The organism is Desulfosarcina cetonica JCM 12296, from assembly GCF_001311845.1.
GTDB classification, from domain to species: Bacteria; Desulfobacterota; Desulfobacteria; order Desulfobacterales; family Desulfosarcinaceae; genus Desulfosarcina; species Desulfosarcina cetonica.
Genome location: NZ_BBCC01000163.1, coordinates 1 through 14,633 on the forward strand (window position 1 = coordinate 1; position 14,633 = coordinate 14,633).

20 protein-coding genes and 1 riboswitch are annotated in these 14,633 nt (G+C 58.9%); of the genes, 2 read left to right on the top strand and 18 right to left on the bottom strand.

All coding sequences use genetic code 11. The features are described 5' to 3' along the window. The 18 genes from JCM12296_RS26050 to JCM12296_RS26130 all read right to left on the bottom strand — a co-directional run. On the bottom strand, positions 1-330 hold a 330-nt coding region (locus JCM12296_RS26050), incomplete at its 3' end, for a phosphomethylpyrimidine synthase ThiC (RefSeq protein ID WP_172684109.1). Positions 331-439: 109 nt separating this feature from the next. Continuing rightward, positions 440-638, bottom strand: a riboswitch (cobalamin riboswitch). Positions 639-716: 78 nt separating this feature from the next. Further along, complete coding sequence (locus tag JCM12296_RS26055; RefSeq protein ID WP_054699360.1) at positions 717-1,283, bottom strand: PA2778 family cysteine peptidase; 567 nt, start codon at positions 1,281-1,283, stop codon at positions 717-719. Further along, positions 1,280-1,588 carry a hypothetical protein gene (locus JCM12296_RS26060; protein ID WP_054699362.1) on the bottom strand — a complete coding sequence of 103 codons (309 nt, stop codon included), beginning with the start codon at positions 1,586-1,588 and terminating at the stop codon, positions 1,280-1,282. Before JCM12296_RS26060 ends, JCM12296_RS26055 begins: the two co-directional genes overlap by 4 nt. 89 nt (positions 1,589-1,677) lie before the next feature. Beyond that, positions 1,678-2,091: a PA2779 family protein gene (locus tag JCM12296_RS26065; protein ID WP_054699364.1), complete on the bottom strand. Its 414-nt coding sequence runs from the start codon at positions 2,089-2,091 to the stop codon at positions 1,678-1,680. A 234-nt stretch (positions 2,092-2,325) separates the two neighbouring features. Further along, positions 2,326-2,763, bottom strand: a complete 438-nt coding sequence (locus JCM12296_RS26070) for an arsenate reductase ArsC (protein ID WP_054699366.1) — start codon at positions 2,761-2,763, stop codon at positions 2,326-2,328. A 15-nt stretch (positions 2,764-2,778) separates the two neighbouring features. Further along, the gene (locus JCM12296_RS26075) at positions 2,779-3,321 is read right to left on the bottom strand and encodes a (Fe-S)-binding protein (RefSeq protein ID WP_054699368.1); all 543 of its coding nucleotides are present in this window, start codon (positions 3,319-3,321) and stop codon (positions 2,779-2,781) included. A 182-nt stretch (positions 3,322-3,503) separates the two neighbouring features. Beyond that, a complete protein-coding gene (locus tag JCM12296_RS26080) occupies positions 3,504-4,211 on the bottom strand; it encodes a cytochrome c biogenesis CcdA family protein (RefSeq protein WP_054699369.1) in 708 nt (235 codons plus the stop codon). Between the two features lie 10 nt (positions 4,212-4,221). Then, positions 4,222-5,340: a permease gene (locus tag JCM12296_RS26085; RefSeq protein WP_246804894.1), complete on the bottom strand. Its 1,119-nt coding sequence runs from the start codon at positions 5,338-5,340 to the stop codon at positions 4,222-4,224. 49 nt (positions 5,341-5,389) lie between these two features. Next, positions 5,390-5,764, bottom strand: a complete 375-nt coding sequence (locus JCM12296_RS26090) for a thioredoxin family protein (RefSeq protein ID WP_157067908.1) — start codon at positions 5,762-5,764, stop codon at positions 5,390-5,392. Between the two features lie 38 nt (positions 5,765-5,802). Continuing rightward, positions 5,803-6,126, bottom strand: a complete 324-nt coding sequence (locus JCM12296_RS26095) for a carboxymuconolactone decarboxylase family protein (RefSeq protein WP_054699370.1) — start codon at positions 6,124-6,126, stop codon at positions 5,803-5,805. A gap of 57 nt (positions 6,127-6,183) precedes the next feature. Then, positions 6,184-6,519, bottom strand: coding sequence for a putative zinc-binding protein (locus tag JCM12296_RS26100; RefSeq protein WP_246804895.1), 336 nt, complete (start codon positions 6,517-6,519; stop codon positions 6,184-6,186). A 129-nt stretch (positions 6,520-6,648) separates the two neighbouring features. Continuing rightward, positions 6,649-6,879, bottom strand: coding sequence for a thioredoxin family protein (locus JCM12296_RS26105; protein ID WP_054699374.1), 231 nt, complete (start codon positions 6,877-6,879; stop codon positions 6,649-6,651). Positions 6,880-6,957: 78 nt separating this feature from the next. Then, positions 6,958-7,536, bottom strand: coding sequence for a permease (locus tag JCM12296_RS48170; protein WP_306304130.1), 579 nt, complete (start codon positions 7,534-7,536; stop codon positions 6,958-6,960). Then, a complete protein-coding gene (locus JCM12296_RS48175) occupies positions 7,536-8,015 on the bottom strand; it encodes a permease (RefSeq protein WP_172684110.1) in 480 nt (159 codons plus the stop codon). Before JCM12296_RS48175 ends, JCM12296_RS48170 begins: the two co-directional genes overlap by 1 nt. A 434-nt stretch (positions 8,016-8,449) precedes the next feature. After that, positions 8,450-8,797, bottom strand: coding sequence for an ArsR/SmtB family transcription factor (locus tag JCM12296_RS26115; protein ID WP_054699377.1), 348 nt, complete (start codon positions 8,795-8,797; stop codon positions 8,450-8,452). 76 nt (positions 8,798-8,873) lie between these two features. Further along, a complete protein-coding gene (locus tag JCM12296_RS26120) occupies positions 8,874-10,850 on the bottom strand; it encodes an ATP-binding protein (RefSeq protein WP_054699378.1) in 1,977 nt (658 codons plus the stop codon). 125 nt (positions 10,851-10,975) lie between these two features. Next, positions 10,976-11,473, bottom strand: coding sequence for a hypothetical protein (locus JCM12296_RS26125; RefSeq protein WP_054699380.1), 498 nt, complete (start codon positions 11,471-11,473; stop codon positions 10,976-10,978). Between the two features lie 47 nt (positions 11,474-11,520). Then, positions 11,521-12,687: a radical SAM protein gene (locus JCM12296_RS26130; RefSeq protein ID WP_054699382.1), complete on the bottom strand. Its 1,167-nt coding sequence runs from the start codon at positions 12,685-12,687 to the stop codon at positions 11,521-11,523. Positions 12,688-12,911: 224 nt separating this feature from the next. On the opposite strand from JCM12296_RS26130, the gene mltG reads away from it, so the two are divergent. Continuing rightward, positions 12,912-13,928 carry an endolytic transglycosylase MltG gene (gene mltG, locus JCM12296_RS26135; protein ID WP_054699384.1) on the top strand — a complete coding sequence of 339 codons (1,017 nt, stop codon included), beginning with the start codon at positions 12,912-12,914 and terminating at the stop codon, positions 13,926-13,928. Then, positions 13,925-14,563 carry a cobalt-precorrin-5B (C(1))-methyltransferase CbiD gene (gene cbiD, locus JCM12296_RS26140; protein ID WP_054699385.1) on the top strand — a complete coding sequence of 213 codons (639 nt, stop codon included), beginning with the start codon at positions 13,925-13,927 and terminating at the stop codon, positions 14,561-14,563. The genes mltG and cbiD overlap by 4 nt, the downstream gene beginning before the upstream one ends. Positions 14,564-14,633: the final 70 nt, after the last annotated feature.

Sequence of the window (14,633 nt, forward strand, 5' to 3'; positions counted from 1 at the left end):
GGCGCGCCGCACGACGTCCAGGTCCCCGCCGGCGGAGAGTTCCATGAGCGTGTCGGCGCCCTCTTCCTCGGCGGCCACGGCTTTTCTCACTTCCAGGTCGATATCGCAGATGTCCGACGACGTGCCGATGGAGGCGTTGACCTTGGTGCGCAGGCCGCGGCCGATGCCGACCACTTTTTGCGCGTTGCGAAAAGGGTTGTTGGGAATGACGATCTGCCCCTTGGCCACGCGCTGGCGGATAATTTCCGCATCGATGTTCTCGTCGAGCGCCACCGTGCGCATCTGTTCGCTGATCACGCCTTCCCGGGCCAGTTCAATTTGTGTCTTCATGGTGGGATTCCTCCTTTTGCACGGATCGGGGCCCTTGGAACCGGTTCGCCCAATAAAAAACCCCGGACCGAAAATAGAATTTTCCGTCTGGGGTTTTGCCGTCACCACCAGGACACAACGCTTCACGGCAGGTCTTCTGACTCGCGGATCGTTCTACCGGCCGCCCCTTCCCGCATCGTTTCGGTCACATCCACACGATGCAGTGGTCATGGCGGCTTTCGTCCCCGCTCACAGCGACGGGTTCGTCCCGGAATCGCACCGGGTTCCCTATTATCCTCATCAGAGGCACCGCAAAACACAAATAATTTTTAGGTAGGATGTATTTAAACCTTGCGTAGCTGTCAATAAAATTTTGACGGATTCATATTCGTAGCGGGACACCGTCGTCATGGCCCGGGGATTTCCGAGAGGGTCTTTTCGAATTCCGCTTTCAAGGGGCCGCCCAATGCCACGGCATGCCGGGCGGCGGTGCGGGCTTCATCGATGCGGCCCTGCTCCAGCAGCACCTGGGCCAGGTTGTTGAAAGTCGCCCCTTCAGCGGGAAATTTCAGCGTGGCCTGCCGGAAAATACCTTCGGCGGCCTTCAGGTCCCCACGCGCATAGCGGCAGACGCCCACCCCCAGGTAGGCCGCCAGGCTGTGCGGCCACCGTTTCAGGGCGGTTGCATACGCTTCGGCCGCCAGTGCCCATTTACCCATCCGCTCCAGGGGACTCACGGCGCGCAAATAGGCCTCTTCCGAGCTGCGGGCCGGCAACTCCGACGACGGCAGCACCAACAGTCCCCAGAATTCCCCCCGTCGCCAGGTCCGCGTGAACACATCCAGGGATAACAGCTTGTCCGCCTCGGTTCCGGAGTGCAGGACCACATTTCGCCGCTCCAGGTCCAGCCCGATCACCACCGCGTAATGCCACACCGGATACCAGGCCAGTCCGAGATTCTGCAGGACGATCACCGGATGGCCAGCCGGATCTCATCCACCAGGGCATTGGGCTCCGGCAGCAAACAGGCGATGCGATCATGCCGGCGGGCACCGGCGATCATGGCCGATTGAAGGCTGCCCTTCAGCGAAGGGGTGAATACGTCGGCGGTGAGGGCGGCCGGCGAGATTCGCACGCCGCTCCAGGACAGGGTCATGGCCAGGGCGGCTGGACCGCATTGGTCGGTTTTCTGGGGAAAAAAGGGAACGTCCGCGGCACGGTATTGGCGGGGCTGATCAGGAATCGCCGAGGGCCAGCGGATCCCGGCCGTCCTGCACAACTGGCGATTGTCAGGACCGGCACCAGGATCATTAACAACCCTTTTACGTGTTTATCCATGGCCACGGCGATACGCGTTTTCGGCGCGGCCTAGTAATGTTTTTTTACAAAGGGAAAAACATCGGTATATCCCAAAATATCGGTTATCAACAGCACGATGAAAACGACCACCGTGGCGGTAACGATCGCGCCCACGGCGCTGCCGGCTGCCGGCAGCTGATCCATGCGATCGGCCAAGGCGATGATCTCGGCATCCGACAGGCTGTCGATCCGCGCCGAGGCCTCCTGAACATCGATTCCCTGGGAAACCAGGGCCTGCCGAACATCCTCACGCGCCAGAACGGCATGCACGGCGGCACGGGATTCGGCGACACGGCCGGCATCGAGGATTGTTTCGGCAGAAATCATCCTGGCCATGACCTGCTGATAAGGGGTAAAAATCACCATCATGAAAATGGCCAGGAACAGGCTGACCGGTCTTGCCAATGTTCGCACCTTTTTCATCCATCACCTCTCTTTTATTCACGTTGGGAAAATCGATTCGCGCGGCCGGAGCACTGTTGTCAGGGGATGATACAATCGACGCCATCGGCCCAACGGGGGAATCGAGCCATGGCCTGCCTGCGGGGCAGCTGCCGACAGCCTTGAGTGCGCGATCGTTTTTCTCCTAGATATCAAGGGGATAAAAAAGTCAAGCCGTCTGTGAGAAGGCGTATGGGGAAAGAACCGGGGCGGGCATCACAACTTCTCAAGCGCGTCGGGAAGCGATTCGACAAAAGCCCGGATCTCGTCGCGTACACGGCGATAGTGCACCATGGCGGCCTCCTCATCGGGCGCGTCCTTGGCTAAGGCCGGCGGATCGTCGAAGCCCACATGAACGATCTTGACCGGCCCTGGAAAATAGGGACAGGTTTCATGGGCATGACCGCAGACGGTAACCACATAATCCCACGGCTGCCCGATAAATTCGCGCGCCAGCTTGGCGTGATGATGGGAGATATCCACGTCGACCTCGGCCATGGCCCGCACGGCCAGCGGATTGAGGCCGTGGGTTTCGATTCCGGCCGAACGGGCTTCGATCCGATCGCTTTTCATATGGTTGACCCAGCCCTCGGCCATTTGGCTGCGACAACTGTTTCCGGTGCATAAAAACAGGATCCGGATGGGTTTCATCATGGTCTCCTCTCCCGGCTACCACGGTATCGTGCCCTCCGCATCCATGGCGAACGGCTTCATGTAGGCATCCAATTCGGTTTTGGCCTTGGGTGTCAACGGCGGGCAGTCCGCACTGCCTTTGACGCCATCTGCCACGCGGGTGGCGAAAACCATGCAGGTGGGTTCGCCACACTGGCGACAATTCGTTTTAGGCAGACATTTCAATATCCGGATCAGCTGGGGCCTGGGCATGCCCTCGTACCGCGGGGTGATGGCCGCGCGATTTTCCCACACCCGGTTGATCTCGCGTTTCACCCATTCGATGATCTTCCTGACCTCATCCTCGTTCTTGTTGGCGTTCACGGCGATTTTGCGGCCATGAACGGTGAGCAGTTTGCCGTGTATTTTGAACGTCACCGAAGGAGGATCCTTGATATATTCGAAGCCCCCCCACTCGGCGTTCAAATACGGCAGCGCCTCGGAAACATCCTGATCCAGGTGGGCAAAGCACTGAACACTCATGGCACCAGGCATGCATTTGTTGTTAAAGATTTCAATCCGGTAAGAATCGAGAAGCATTTTGGACCTCCTGCCGCTTTTTGGCGTTCGTGTGGCTCATCGAATTCGACGATAGAGAGCGGCTGAACGATCCGCTGGCGCCGCCACGTCATCAACGAATGTGATGTTTTATCTGGATACGCATGTCTGTATCCCTCCGGACATAGCAACGCTGAATTTCCATCATATGCGGTGGAAGAGCCTCAGATACCGCCGCTAAACGGAACGATAACAAAATAAAGGCCCAGCACGGTGATCACCACCGCTGCACTGCGACGGAACCACACACCAGTGCTCTGCCAGGCATTGTTTTCGGTCAGTTTGCGCACCATGGCCGTGGAACTGCCGGCCACGGCGATCGGCAAGCAGTGTCCGGCAGCAAACAAAAGCATCATCAGCGAACCGGCGGCGACTCGATGCTGCACGGTGACCATGGCCAAAATGGGTGCGATGAAACCGAAGGTACAGGACCCTGACAAAACGCCATAGGCCAGGCCCAACCCGAACGCACCATGGATACCTCGCAGATTGAACCGGTACAGCAGGGATCCGCTCATGGTGCAGGCCTGAACACCCAACATCCCCAGGGCCACCCAGATCAAAACAATTCCCACCAGCACCTGCCACCAGTGCCCCACATCTCCTAGCATGCGCCCCATCAGGGTACAAGCGCCCCCCACAACAGCGATGGTGATGAACAGACCGATGGAAAAGGCGGTGGCATACCAGGCGGCCCGGCGGGGGTTAATGGCGTTCTGCTGACCGCCCACATAGGCAACGATCAAGGGGATAGATGCCAGGTGGCAAGGAGAGAGGAGCACACTGACCAGCCCCCACAGGAAGGCGCCGACCAGAGAGAACAGGGAGCCACTGCTCATCCACTGGTTCACCGTAATTAAAAGTAGATCCATCGTCCGGCGCCTACATGATGAAATTGAAGATATACCCCACCAGAAGGATACCCATCGCGACAACGCCGATAAACGTACCGATCAAACGCGGTTTGAGCACCTTGCGCAGAATGATCATCTCGGGCAGCGACAGGGCGATCACCGACATCATGAAGGCCAGCACCGTTCCGAGAGCCGCCCCCTTGCCCAGCAACGCCTGGACGATGGGGATGATGCCGGCGGCATTGGAATACATGGGGATACCGATCAAGACCGACAAGGGCACCGACCACCAGGCCGACTTGCCCATGAACGCGGCCATCACGCCTTCAGGAACGTAGCCGTGAATGCCGGCGCCCACGGCAATCCCCAACACGACATAGATCCAGACCTTGCCGACAATATCGCGCACCGCCTCGAGGCCATATTTGATCCGCGCCGCCCAGTCCCGGGAATCCTCGGGCAGGTCCACATTGCCCGCCTGGATCTGAAAGACCCATTCCTCCAGGTGGCGCTCCATTTTTAGCCGCCCGATCACCCAGCCGGCGACCATGGCGATGGCGAGACCGGTGCCCATGTAAATGGCGGCCACTTTCCAGCCGAACAAGCCGTAAAGCAGAACCAGGGCGATCTCGTTGACCATGGGGGCAGCGATCAGGAAGGAAAAGGTCACCCCCAAGGGCACGCCCGTGGTCACGAAACCGAGGAATAGCGGCACGGCCGAGCAGGAACAAAAGGGAGTGACGATCCCCAGGATCGCGGAGAGCACGTTGCCCACGGACTCGCGCTTGCCGGCCAGGATCGCCCGCGTACGCTCGGGAGTGAAAAACGACCGCACAATACCAACACCGAAAACCACCAGGGTGAGCAGCATGAGCACCTTGGGTGTTTCGAAGACGAAGAATTCCACGGCGCTGCCCAGATGGCTGGTCGTCGAAAACCCCGTCAGCCGGGCCAACAGTCGGGTGAACTGATCGGCAAATTCGGTCAAGTTGTGATACACAAGAAACCAGACCGCCATCAACAGCACACTTCCGGTGGTATACACCGCACCCGGTGATAGTTTGGCAATGGTGGCGGACAACAACGCCCCCCCCGTGTGCTTGAAGTTGGATCTATTTCCCGCCATTGGTTTTTTTTCAGGTGCCATGCTACACGTCCCTTCGTACCTTGCTTTTCGATTTGACGTTCACGGGTCCCTATTTTGGAACGCCAAGTTTTTCAAATGTCTCCACGATGCTTTGTTTGTCCAGGAAACCCACATGGCGGCCCACTTCCTTTCCCGAAGCATCATAAAAGATCTGCGTCGGGATGCCCCGGACACCAAAACGCTGGGCCTGTTCCCGGTACTCCCACACATCGATGAAGATGACCGAAGCCCTTCCAGAATACGTTTTTTGCAGATCTTCGATAATCGGCGCCATCATCTTGCAGGGAATACATTTGTGGGCTCCCAGATCCACCATGGTCACCATCCCCGGCGCGGGAACAGGCGGGATGCCGTCCATCGAAGGCCCATCGGCAAATGCGGCCACCACCCATACACCGGCAGCCAGCATCGCAGCGGCAAGCATCCCGTACCGAAGCCTCCTGTGTTTGCTTTTCGATCGTCTCATTTCTGACAGTCACAGGTGATGTTCCCGGCGATGATCTCTTTCCACTCCCCGAGCACGTCGTGGGTCCAGCAGTCGTCGGCACCGGCGGCCTCGCGCATGGTCAGGGCGAGAATATAAGCCAGTTCCTTGACCGTTGCACCGGCCTCCAGGGCGCCCTTGAAGTGTTTCAGGACGCAGGGTTTCGATCGTCCCTTGATGGACAGGGCGAAGCAGATGAACTGGTAGGTCTTCTCATCGATGCTCCGTTTCTGGGCATACAAGGCATCCATCTCATCGAGCATATCGGCGAATTCCGGAAAAAACTCGGCTAACATCCGCATGTGGATATTTCCTCCTTGGTTATCGACGCGTTGATCATCCCTTAAAACGTGATCTGCCTAGTCAAGGATCCCCTTGACCGCAGCCTTGACGCGATCGATGTCAGTGCGTTCAAGTGCGAGGTTCTTGCTTTTTTCAATCCCCTGGTCGGTGAGAACGACATAGTTCTTCAACGGCACCTGCGCCCGTTCGAGAATTGCCTTGGCACAGCCAATCTGGCAGCCGTCGATGGCCACCATCACCGGCACATCCCTGGCGGACTGCATGAAGCCGGAAAGCTGGCCACCAATCCCCGCCAGGCAGAACATCTTGCCAAATCCCTCCTGGGTCAGTTCGACGGCCGCCTGGTTAGACAGCTGGCCGACATTGGAGCCTCCGGAACATGCCAGAATCATGATATTACTACCACCTTCACAACAGTTTTCAGCCATTTTTTTCCTCATTCTCTCGGTTTTTCAGGACACCCGTTTACGGTCAATCATGCTGCGTTGCCACCAGGCTTTTCATCGACGATTGACCGTCGGCTATTTGATCCACCCGAGAACATCCGCCTTTTTTGGAATCTTGCCCACCGATTTCACTTCGCCGTCGACCACCACGGCCGGCGTGCCGAAAACGCCGTAGCCGGCGATCTCCATGACGTCGGTGACTTTTTCCACCGTTGCGGCCACGCCGCTTTCGGCAACCGCATCCTTGACAATCTGTTCCGTCTGTTTGCATTTCGCGCAGCCCGGGCCAAGTACTTTGATGTCCATGATTTTCTCCATTGTTTAGGGTTTGCATGAATTATCGATAAAGGGTCGATGTCTTCCGTTCACCACGCATCGCTCCCATCATCCCGTTGCCATACTCCCGAAAATCAAGCCGCTGATGGTGGCCATGACGACCACCAGGGTCACGAAGGCAACCGTTTTCCGCGTTCCGATAACGCTGCGGATCACCAGCATGTTGGGCAAGCTCAGCGCCGGACCGGCCAGCAGCAGGGCCAGGGCCGGTCCCTTGCCCATGCCGGCACCGATGAGTCCCTGGAGGATGGGAACTTCGGTAAGGGTGGCAAAATACATGAACGCCCCCACGACCGAGGCAAACAGGTTGGCCCACAGCGAGTTTCCGCCCACCAGACCGCTGATCCATTGGGAGGGAATCAGTCCCTCGGCACCGGGCCGCCCCAGCAGCAGCCCCGCCACCAGCACCCCGACCAAGAGCAGCGGCATGATCTGCTTGGCGAAATCCCAGGAGGCGGTGAACCACGATTCGGTTTCTCCACGGGTGGTGGTCTGCAACATGACGAAAGCCACCAGGCCGATGGAGAAAGCCAACAGGGGATATTGGGGAACGACCAGGGCAGGCACGAGCACCGCTATGGCGGCGATCACCAGTTTGTAGGGTTTCACCCGCATCCAACGGACCATCAACACCCCCAGCAGGAAGGCGAACCCACCGGCCAACCACCATTTGATGGCGAACACGGCCGACCAGAGGCTGCCGGCCTGCTCCGGGCGCCCCCAGGTGGCGGAGACCAGCAGCCCGACCATGGCGGCGAACAGGAGGGTAGTCTGCCACAGGGGACGTTCCACCTCGGGCGTGGGCATGTACATGGCCGAGGCGGCTTGGCCGTCTCCTCCTTGCGGAACAGCAGATGCATGAACAGCCCGATGACCACACTGAAGATGACAGCCCCCACGGCGCGGGCCACACCGATATCCGGCCCCAGGATGCGTGCGGTGAGGATGATGGCCAGCACATTGATCGCCGGACCGGAGTAGAGAAAAGCGATGGCCGGTCCCAAGCCGGCGCCGCGCTTCCAGATGCCGGCAAACAGCGGCAGCACCGTACAGGAACAGACGGCCAAGACAGAGCCGGAAACGCTGGCCACCCCGTAGGAGAGCACCTTGCCGGCGCCGGCGCCAGGTATTTCATCACCGCGCCCTGGGAGACGAAGACCGCCACCCCTCCGGCAATGAAGAACGCCGGCACCAAGCAGAGCAGGACATGTTCCTGGGCATACCATTTGGCCAGGGCCAGGGACTCGATCACCGCATGGCTGAAACGGGCGTTATCCACGGGCAGGAAGAAGAAGAGCAGAAAACCGCCGACGATCATGGCAAGCGGTTTCCAGACCGCCTGCCAGTCGATGAGGCTGGGTGCCTCCGATTCGGTCGCCGGGGTACCGGCCGCCTTTTGCGCAGGACCCAGCGAAATCACGTCGCTCATCTGGCATCCTCCTGGTCTTGTCCGGGACCATCAGGGAATCCTGATACCGCAAGCCCGGACAAAACTTTCTTACATCGTGATTTATTCATATATGAAGGCCAAAAAAAAAACTCAGTTCTTGTTCAGAATCTCGAAACGATCGATTCTATCGATACCGTCGAGCAACCCTGAAACCTCGGGATCGTCATTCAACCAATGGCGCAGGTTGCCCAAAATGGATGCCGCAAAGGGACTTTGGCGGCCGTCGGCCAGGGTGTAGTTAACCCACAGACCGTCCTTGTAGGAGGCGACCAAGCCGGCATCCTCGAGAATTTTGAGGTGCTTGCTGGCCGTTGACTGGGCGCTGCCCAGGGCGGTCTGCAGCTCACAGACGCACATCATGCGCCGCTCGAGAATCTTGAGCATTTTGACCCGCGTGGGATCGGACAGGGCCTTCATGACCCGCAGAAACTCCTTCATCGATTTCTCCATATCGTTTTTTCGGAATATATAAAGCTTTTCCCGACCTGTCAAGGAAATCGTTGTCAAAATGGGATCATTCCGCGGAGCGATCCAGTTCCTCGCGCACGGCAACGGCAAGGGATTCCAGCGTATAGGGTTTCCGGACATGCACACCGGCCCCCAGCTGCTGCACCTCGCAAACCCGCTCGGATTCGGAATAACCGCTGGCGATGATCGCCTTCTGTTCGGGGTAAAGGGCGATAATCTCGCGATAGGTATCGCAGCCGTCCATCCCCGGATCCATGAGCATGCCGAGCACCAGAAGATCCACCGGGGTCTTTTTCACAAACGCCAGGGCCGCCTCACCGGAGGTGACGGCATCCACCGTATACCCCATCTTCCTCAGCATGGCGTGGGCGATGGCCCGCTGATCGGCCATGTCGTCAACCACCAAAATCCGCTCCGTCCCGCGGTAGTCTTCGATGACAACCCGTGGTTTATCCCCATGAGCGACCTTGCGGGTTATCGGGAAAAAAAGCGTGAAGCTGGTTCCATGCCCTTCCCTGCTGGAAACGTCGATATAGCCGCCGGCGTCCTTCAAGGTGGCCCAGACGACCGACATCCCCAGTCCGGTGCCGCTACGTCCCATGCGTTTCTTGGTGAAAAACGGCTCGAAAATCCGGTGTAGCACCGAAGGGTCGATACCCACCCCCGTATCGCTCACCCGAATCGTGGCATAATTTCCCGGAAGGATGGTTTCATAGCCGGCATAGGGCTGATCAATGGACTGGTTGCGGGTAACAAGGGCGACCTTGCCGGAAACCAATTGCGCCTCGGCGGCATTGGATACCAGATTCATCAGGCTTTTTGAGAAATGGATGGGCGAGGCAAAAACATTCAGCAGGGTCTCGTCAAGATCGACATCAAAATCCACATGGGGGTGTCGCTGCTGAAGATTCCGGAACTCGGGGGAAGCCAGATAATCGGTGATCAGCGCATTGGGATTGAAGACCTCCTGGTTGTCGACCCCCCGCCTGGCCATGGTCAAAAGATCCTGAACCATGGCGGCGGCCTTTTCACCCGACCGTTTGATGCTCAGGATATCCTGGCGCAATGGGCTGTTCGCGGGAATATTCAGGAGCAACAGGTCCGGGTAACCCACCAGGCCGCAGAGGATGTTGTTCAGATCATGGGCCATCCCAGCGGCCAGGCTGCCGATGGCCTCCATCTTCTCGGCCTGTTTCAACTGCGTTGCCAGGCGAAGTCGCTCGGCCTCGGCGCGTTTGCGCTCCTGCATTTCCACGGATAGTTCCCGATGGCTGCTTGCCAGATCGGCGGTCCGTTCCTCTACCCGTGCTTCCAGCAGGCGGTTGGCCTCGCGCACTTTTTCCTGTTCCTGGGACAGAAGCTGTCCCAGGTAATAGTCGCGCCGTGCGGCGCGTTCGATCGCATAGCAGGCTGCCATCCCGATGAAATTCGCGCTGATAAAGAAAAAGTTATTACCGATCAACACCGTCAAGGGTATCCGGACGAATCCCACGGCAATGATTTCGTAGAGCAGGACAACGATCCAGGCCGACAGCGAGGCCCAGACGAACTGTGCCCGCACGAAGGTGTAACCCAGCATGAAGACGAGGATCAGGCCGGCATAGTAAGTGTGACTGGCCGGCGGTGGCGCAACGAGAATGATCACGATGATGCCGGCACCGCCGATGACGATCAATAGTGCCAATAGGGGCTGGATCAGACGTTCGCTCACGTTGTGCCAGGTTGACAACATCAACAGGAGCGTCGCCGGGCAAACGACGGCAAACCGGACCAGCCAGGTAAAATGTTTTGCTTCGGGAATCAAAATGGCATCGAGTATGCCAAAAAGCGCATAGAGCGCCAATGCCAGAAAAAGCGCAATGCGCATGGGTCGGAGCGACTGCGCATGATAGTGGCGCTGAAAGTCCCTTTCAAGATGGGCGCAGGTCCCGGTAAAGTGCAGGGTCACCGGGTTCAGCTGCATGGTCATCGTGTTCTCGGTGCCCGCAGCATCGTTTTGCGCGGCTGGGTTCTGTGTATCCATGGTTCAAAGCAACATTCATGTTTTCAAGGCGACAGTATATGTCAGCGAAAAATATCGTCATATATGCCGGCATCTTGAGGGACAATCGCGACACCCGTCAACTTGCATGCGGATCGGATGATGAATCAGGGAATAAAATATCGCATCAGGCGCCGGTATGACCGAAAGGAAAAAAAACGAATCAATCGACTGAAACCACGCATCACCTGGCCGATCTCCTTTTCCACGGTCGGCTCCACCCGGCAAAAGGAGATCACGCAGCGCTCGGGACGGATGTGCTCGGGGAACAGGCAGGGGCCAACGCCATTTTGCAGAAAAAGGCAATCGGCCGGGAAAAAATCCTCGCGGGCCAGGCAGGCAGCCAGGGTGGGTTCCAGCTCGGGTGCCAGGGTGAGAATGTAAACCAGATCCCAGACCGTGACGATGTCGGCGACCCGGATGTTACGGCAGCACAGCCCCTGGCAGCGGGTCATGCAGCGGGCCAGGATCGGCGTCGCCTGATGCGACAAGGCGGCCTGGGCCTGCTGGATCGCCTGACAGATGGTCAGAAGGCGGTCGCGTTCCTGACCATCCAGACGCGCGATCTTCCGGCGAGCTTCCTTGAAATCGTGCTGCAATCCCATGGGCCGGCCTTTCTTGGTGACGGCAGGTCCAAAAGCAATCTCTTTAATTAAATGAAGCGCGTCATGATCTGGGCGATCATTTCGTCCACATTATCCGGCGTGATGCCATGCTGGACGCAGAAGGCATCCACCTTGGCCCGCCGCTTGGGTCGCTCCAGGTCTTCAAGGGCGGTGAAGAGCCCCAGGCGCCGCCCCACCTGAAAGCGGCACTGCTCATCGGCCGGCAAAGCCAGGTAGCGGTCCAACAGGGCCAATATGGCGGGCTTGGCATCGGGCAGCCGACCCTCGACCTCGGCGAACAGGTTGAGGATATGATCGCTGGTGATCATGCTGGTGATGCCGTCCAGATGTTCCACGAAAAGCCGGATCTCCCGCACCGTGTCGGTGTCTCCCAGCTTGACGAAACGGCCGCTGCGCAATTCCTCGGTCAGGGGGATGCCGTCGGGGATCGCCAGGGAGCGCAGGCGGATGAAATCCGGATCGATCTGATTCAGTGCATCGGCGGTCTCCAGGGCGTGTTCCCGGGAAAACGCCCGGCCCCCCAGCCCCGGCATGATATATTCAGACAATTCCATGCCGGCCTTTTTGACCTTTCGGCCGGCCTTGACCTGGGTCTGTTTGTCGACCCCCTTGTGAACCATTCGGAGAACGGCATCGGCGCCGGATTCGAGGCCCAGGTGGAGCCGGTTCAACCCGGCGGCACACATTTCACGCAGATTCTCGTCGCTGATCCGCGCGACGGTATGGGCGCGGGCGTAGGAGGTGATGCGCTCGACCCAGGGAAAACGCCGGCGCAGGTGGCGCAGGATGCGGATCAGGCTGTCGGGCTTGACGATCAGGCTATTGGCGTCCTGGAGGAAGATGGAGCGCATCCCGCCGGCATACCAGTTCAGGGCCACGCCGAAGGTTTCGTGCTCATGGGGGGCCAGGCCCTCCACGGCAGCGTTGATGTCACGGCGCAAAATACTGCCGCTCGCATCGGCCATGCGCTTGAGGGTCTCCACATGGCGGTGGATCGCCTCGATATCCTCAATCACATGGGCTTCCGGACGCACCGAGAAACGCGTTTCCTTGTAAACGTGGCAAAAAGTGCAGCGGTTCCATGGACAATTGCGCGTCACGCGGATGAGCAAGCTGCGCGCTTCGCTGGGCGGCCGAATGGGCCCCTGTTCGAATCCGTAGTAAACATCCTTTTCTTGCTTGGGCTGCGGCATGGGGCGTGTTCTCCTGTCTGAAAGCATGTTTCCCGTTGTATACCTTTCCTGCCATCAAAAATAAACCCTTGAAGATCCATGTCAAAAACCGATGGGGCAGCGTTCATCCGGCAGCCCCGCAGGCCTCTCGGTCCATTCCATTGAAGGGCTCAAGTTCACCTTTGACAATCCTCGACGCTTGGCTTATTGTGATCATTTTGGTTGATAGGAAATGGACGCGAGTAATGGTCAAGAAACTGATACTGATAGGATTGCTCCTTTTTATCGGGCTCGCCGGAGCCACCGGATTGGCCTACCTGTATCTCATGGCATGGGCCCAACAGCCGATGGCTGCCAAGGGCCAGGACAAGCTCTTCACCCTCCTGCCCGGCCAGGGGCTCAAACAGACGGCCAAGACCCTGGAACAGGAGGGCCTGATTTCGGATGCCCTGCGGTTCACCCTGCTGGCCCGCATCGACAAAAAAGAGAAGCTGCTCAAGGCCGGCGAGTACTTTCTGTCCACCGCCATGACGCCCCGCGATATTCTGGGGCAGATGGTCGAAGGCCGGGTGCACCTCTACCGCGTGACCATCCCGGAGGGCTACAACCTGCAGCAGATCGCTACCGCCGTTGCGGCCGCCGGCCTGGCCGACGCCAACGATTTTCTCAAAACCGCCCGTAATCCGGAGATGGCCAAACAACTGGAAATTCCGGCCGATACCCTGGAAGGCTATCTCTTTCCGGACACCTACTACTTTCCCCGGGGCCTGAACACCGCCGCCATCATCGTCACCATGGTCAAGCAGTTCCGGGCGGCCTTCAAACCGGAATGGAAGGCCCGTGCCGCGGAGCTCGGCATGACAATCCACCAGGTGGTGACCCTGGCCTCCATCGTGGAAAAGGAGACCGGCGTCGCCGAGGAACGGCCGCTGGTGGCCGCGGTGTTCCACAACCGTTTGAAAAAGGGCATGCGTCTGGAAACGGATCCCACGGTCATCTACGGAATTCCCGACTTTGACGGCAATATCCGGCGCAAGGATCTTGAAACCTATACCCCGTATAACACCTATAAGATCAAGGGACTGCCGCCCGGCCCCATCGCCAGCCCCGGCGCCCTGGCGATCCAGGCCGTGCTGTATCCGGCCAAAAGCGATTACCTCTATTTTGTCGCCAAGGGGGACGGCACCCACTATTTCTCCACCACGTTCAAGGAACACAGGCGCGCCGTCGTCAAGTATCAGCTGGGAAACAAGTCACATTGAAAAATCAGGCCACACAGCTTAAATCCGGTTTCACGACAGGTGCGGCAGCGGCGGCCGCCTCCAAGGCGGCCCTTCTCCTGCTCCTTACCGGCCAGCCGCCCGAAGCCGTGACGATCCGGTTTCTGACCGGCGCCGCCACATCCATCAGCGTGCACCGGTGTGAGCGGGAAGACGACGTTACGGCCACCTGCACGGTCATCAAGGATGCCGGCGACGACCCGGACACTACCCACGGTGCCGAGATCGGCGCGCGTGTGCGCCTGGAAGCGCCGACCGGCTCGCCAGCCATACGCATCACCGGCGGTGTCGGTGTGGGTCGGGTAACCCTGCCGGGACTCGAGATCGAACCCGGTCAGCCGGCCATCACCCCAGGCCCACGGACCATGATCATCAACAGCGTCCAGGAAGTAACGGCAAGCCATCCCACGAATCGGGATGTCCACGTGGAGGTTTTCGTGCCCGAGGGAGAGCGCCTGGCCCGCAAAACCCTCAACGCCCGTCTGGGTGTGATCGGCGGCATCTCGATTCTGGGCACCACCGGCATCGTGCGGCCCATGTCCCATGACGCCTATGTGGCCACCATCGAAAAAGCCATGGACGTGGCCAAGCTGCCGGCATCGACCGTCTGGTGCTGACCACCGGCCGCCGCAGCGAGCGCTTCGCCCAGGCCTTCTGGCCGAACCTGGCCGAGATGGCCTTTGTCCA

Bases quoted from the DNA above. Each gene is read 5' to 3' on its own strand.
- JCM12296_RS26065 (WP_054699364.1), bottom strand. From the start codon at position 2,091: ATGAAAAAGGTGCGAACATTGGCAAGACCGGTCAGCCTGTTCCTGGCC.
- JCM12296_RS26070 (WP_054699366.1), bottom strand. From the start codon at position 2,763: ATGATGAAACCCATCCGGATCCTGTTTTTATGCACCGGAAACAGTTGT.
- JCM12296_RS26075 (WP_054699368.1), bottom strand. From the start codon at position 3,321: ATGCTTCTCGATTCTTACCGGATTGAAATCTTTAACAACAAATGCATG.
- JCM12296_RS26080 (WP_054699369.1), bottom strand. From the start codon at position 4,211: ATGGATCTACTTTTAATTACGGTGAACCAGTGGATGAGCAGTGGCTCC.
- JCM12296_RS26085 (WP_246804894.1), bottom strand. From the start codon at position 5,340: ATGGCACCTGAAAAAAAACCAATGGCGGGAAATAGATCCAACTTCAAG.
- JCM12296_RS26090 (WP_157067908.1), bottom strand. From the start codon at position 5,764: ATGCTTGCCGCTGCGATGCTGGCTGCCGGTGTATGGGTGGTGGCCGCA.
- JCM12296_RS26095 (WP_054699370.1), bottom strand. From the start codon at position 6,126: ATGCGGATGTTAGCCGAGTTTTTTCCGGAATTCGCCGATATGCTCGAT.
- JCM12296_RS26100 (WP_246804895.1), bottom strand. From the start codon at position 6,519: ATGATTCTGGCATGTTCCGGAGGCTCCAATGTCGGCCAGCTGTCTAAC.
- JCM12296_RS26105 (WP_054699374.1), bottom strand. From the start codon at position 6,879: ATGGACATCAAAGTACTTGGCCCGGGCTGCGCGAAATGCAAACAGACG.
- JCM12296_RS48170 (WP_306304130.1), bottom strand. From the start codon at position 7,536: ATGGTCCGTTGGATGCGGGTGAAACCCTACAAACTGGTGATCGCCGCC.
- JCM12296_RS26115 (WP_054699377.1), bottom strand. From the start codon at position 8,797: ATGAAGGAGTTTCTGCGGGTCATGAAGGCCCTGTCCGATCCCACGCGG.
- JCM12296_RS26120 (WP_054699378.1), bottom strand. From the start codon at position 10,850: ATGGATACACAGAACCCAGCCGCGCAAAACGATGCTGCGGGCACCGAG.
- JCM12296_RS26125 (WP_054699380.1), bottom strand. From the start codon at position 11,473: ATGGGATTGCAGCACGATTTCAAGGAAGCTCGCCGGAAGATCGCGCGT.
- JCM12296_RS26130 (WP_054699382.1), bottom strand. From the start codon at position 12,687: ATGCCGCAGCCCAAGCAAGAAAAGGATGTTTACTACGGATTCGAACAG.
- mltG (WP_054699384.1), top strand. From the start codon at position 12,912: ATGGTCAAGAAACTGATACTGATAGGATTGCTCCTTTTTATCGGGCTC.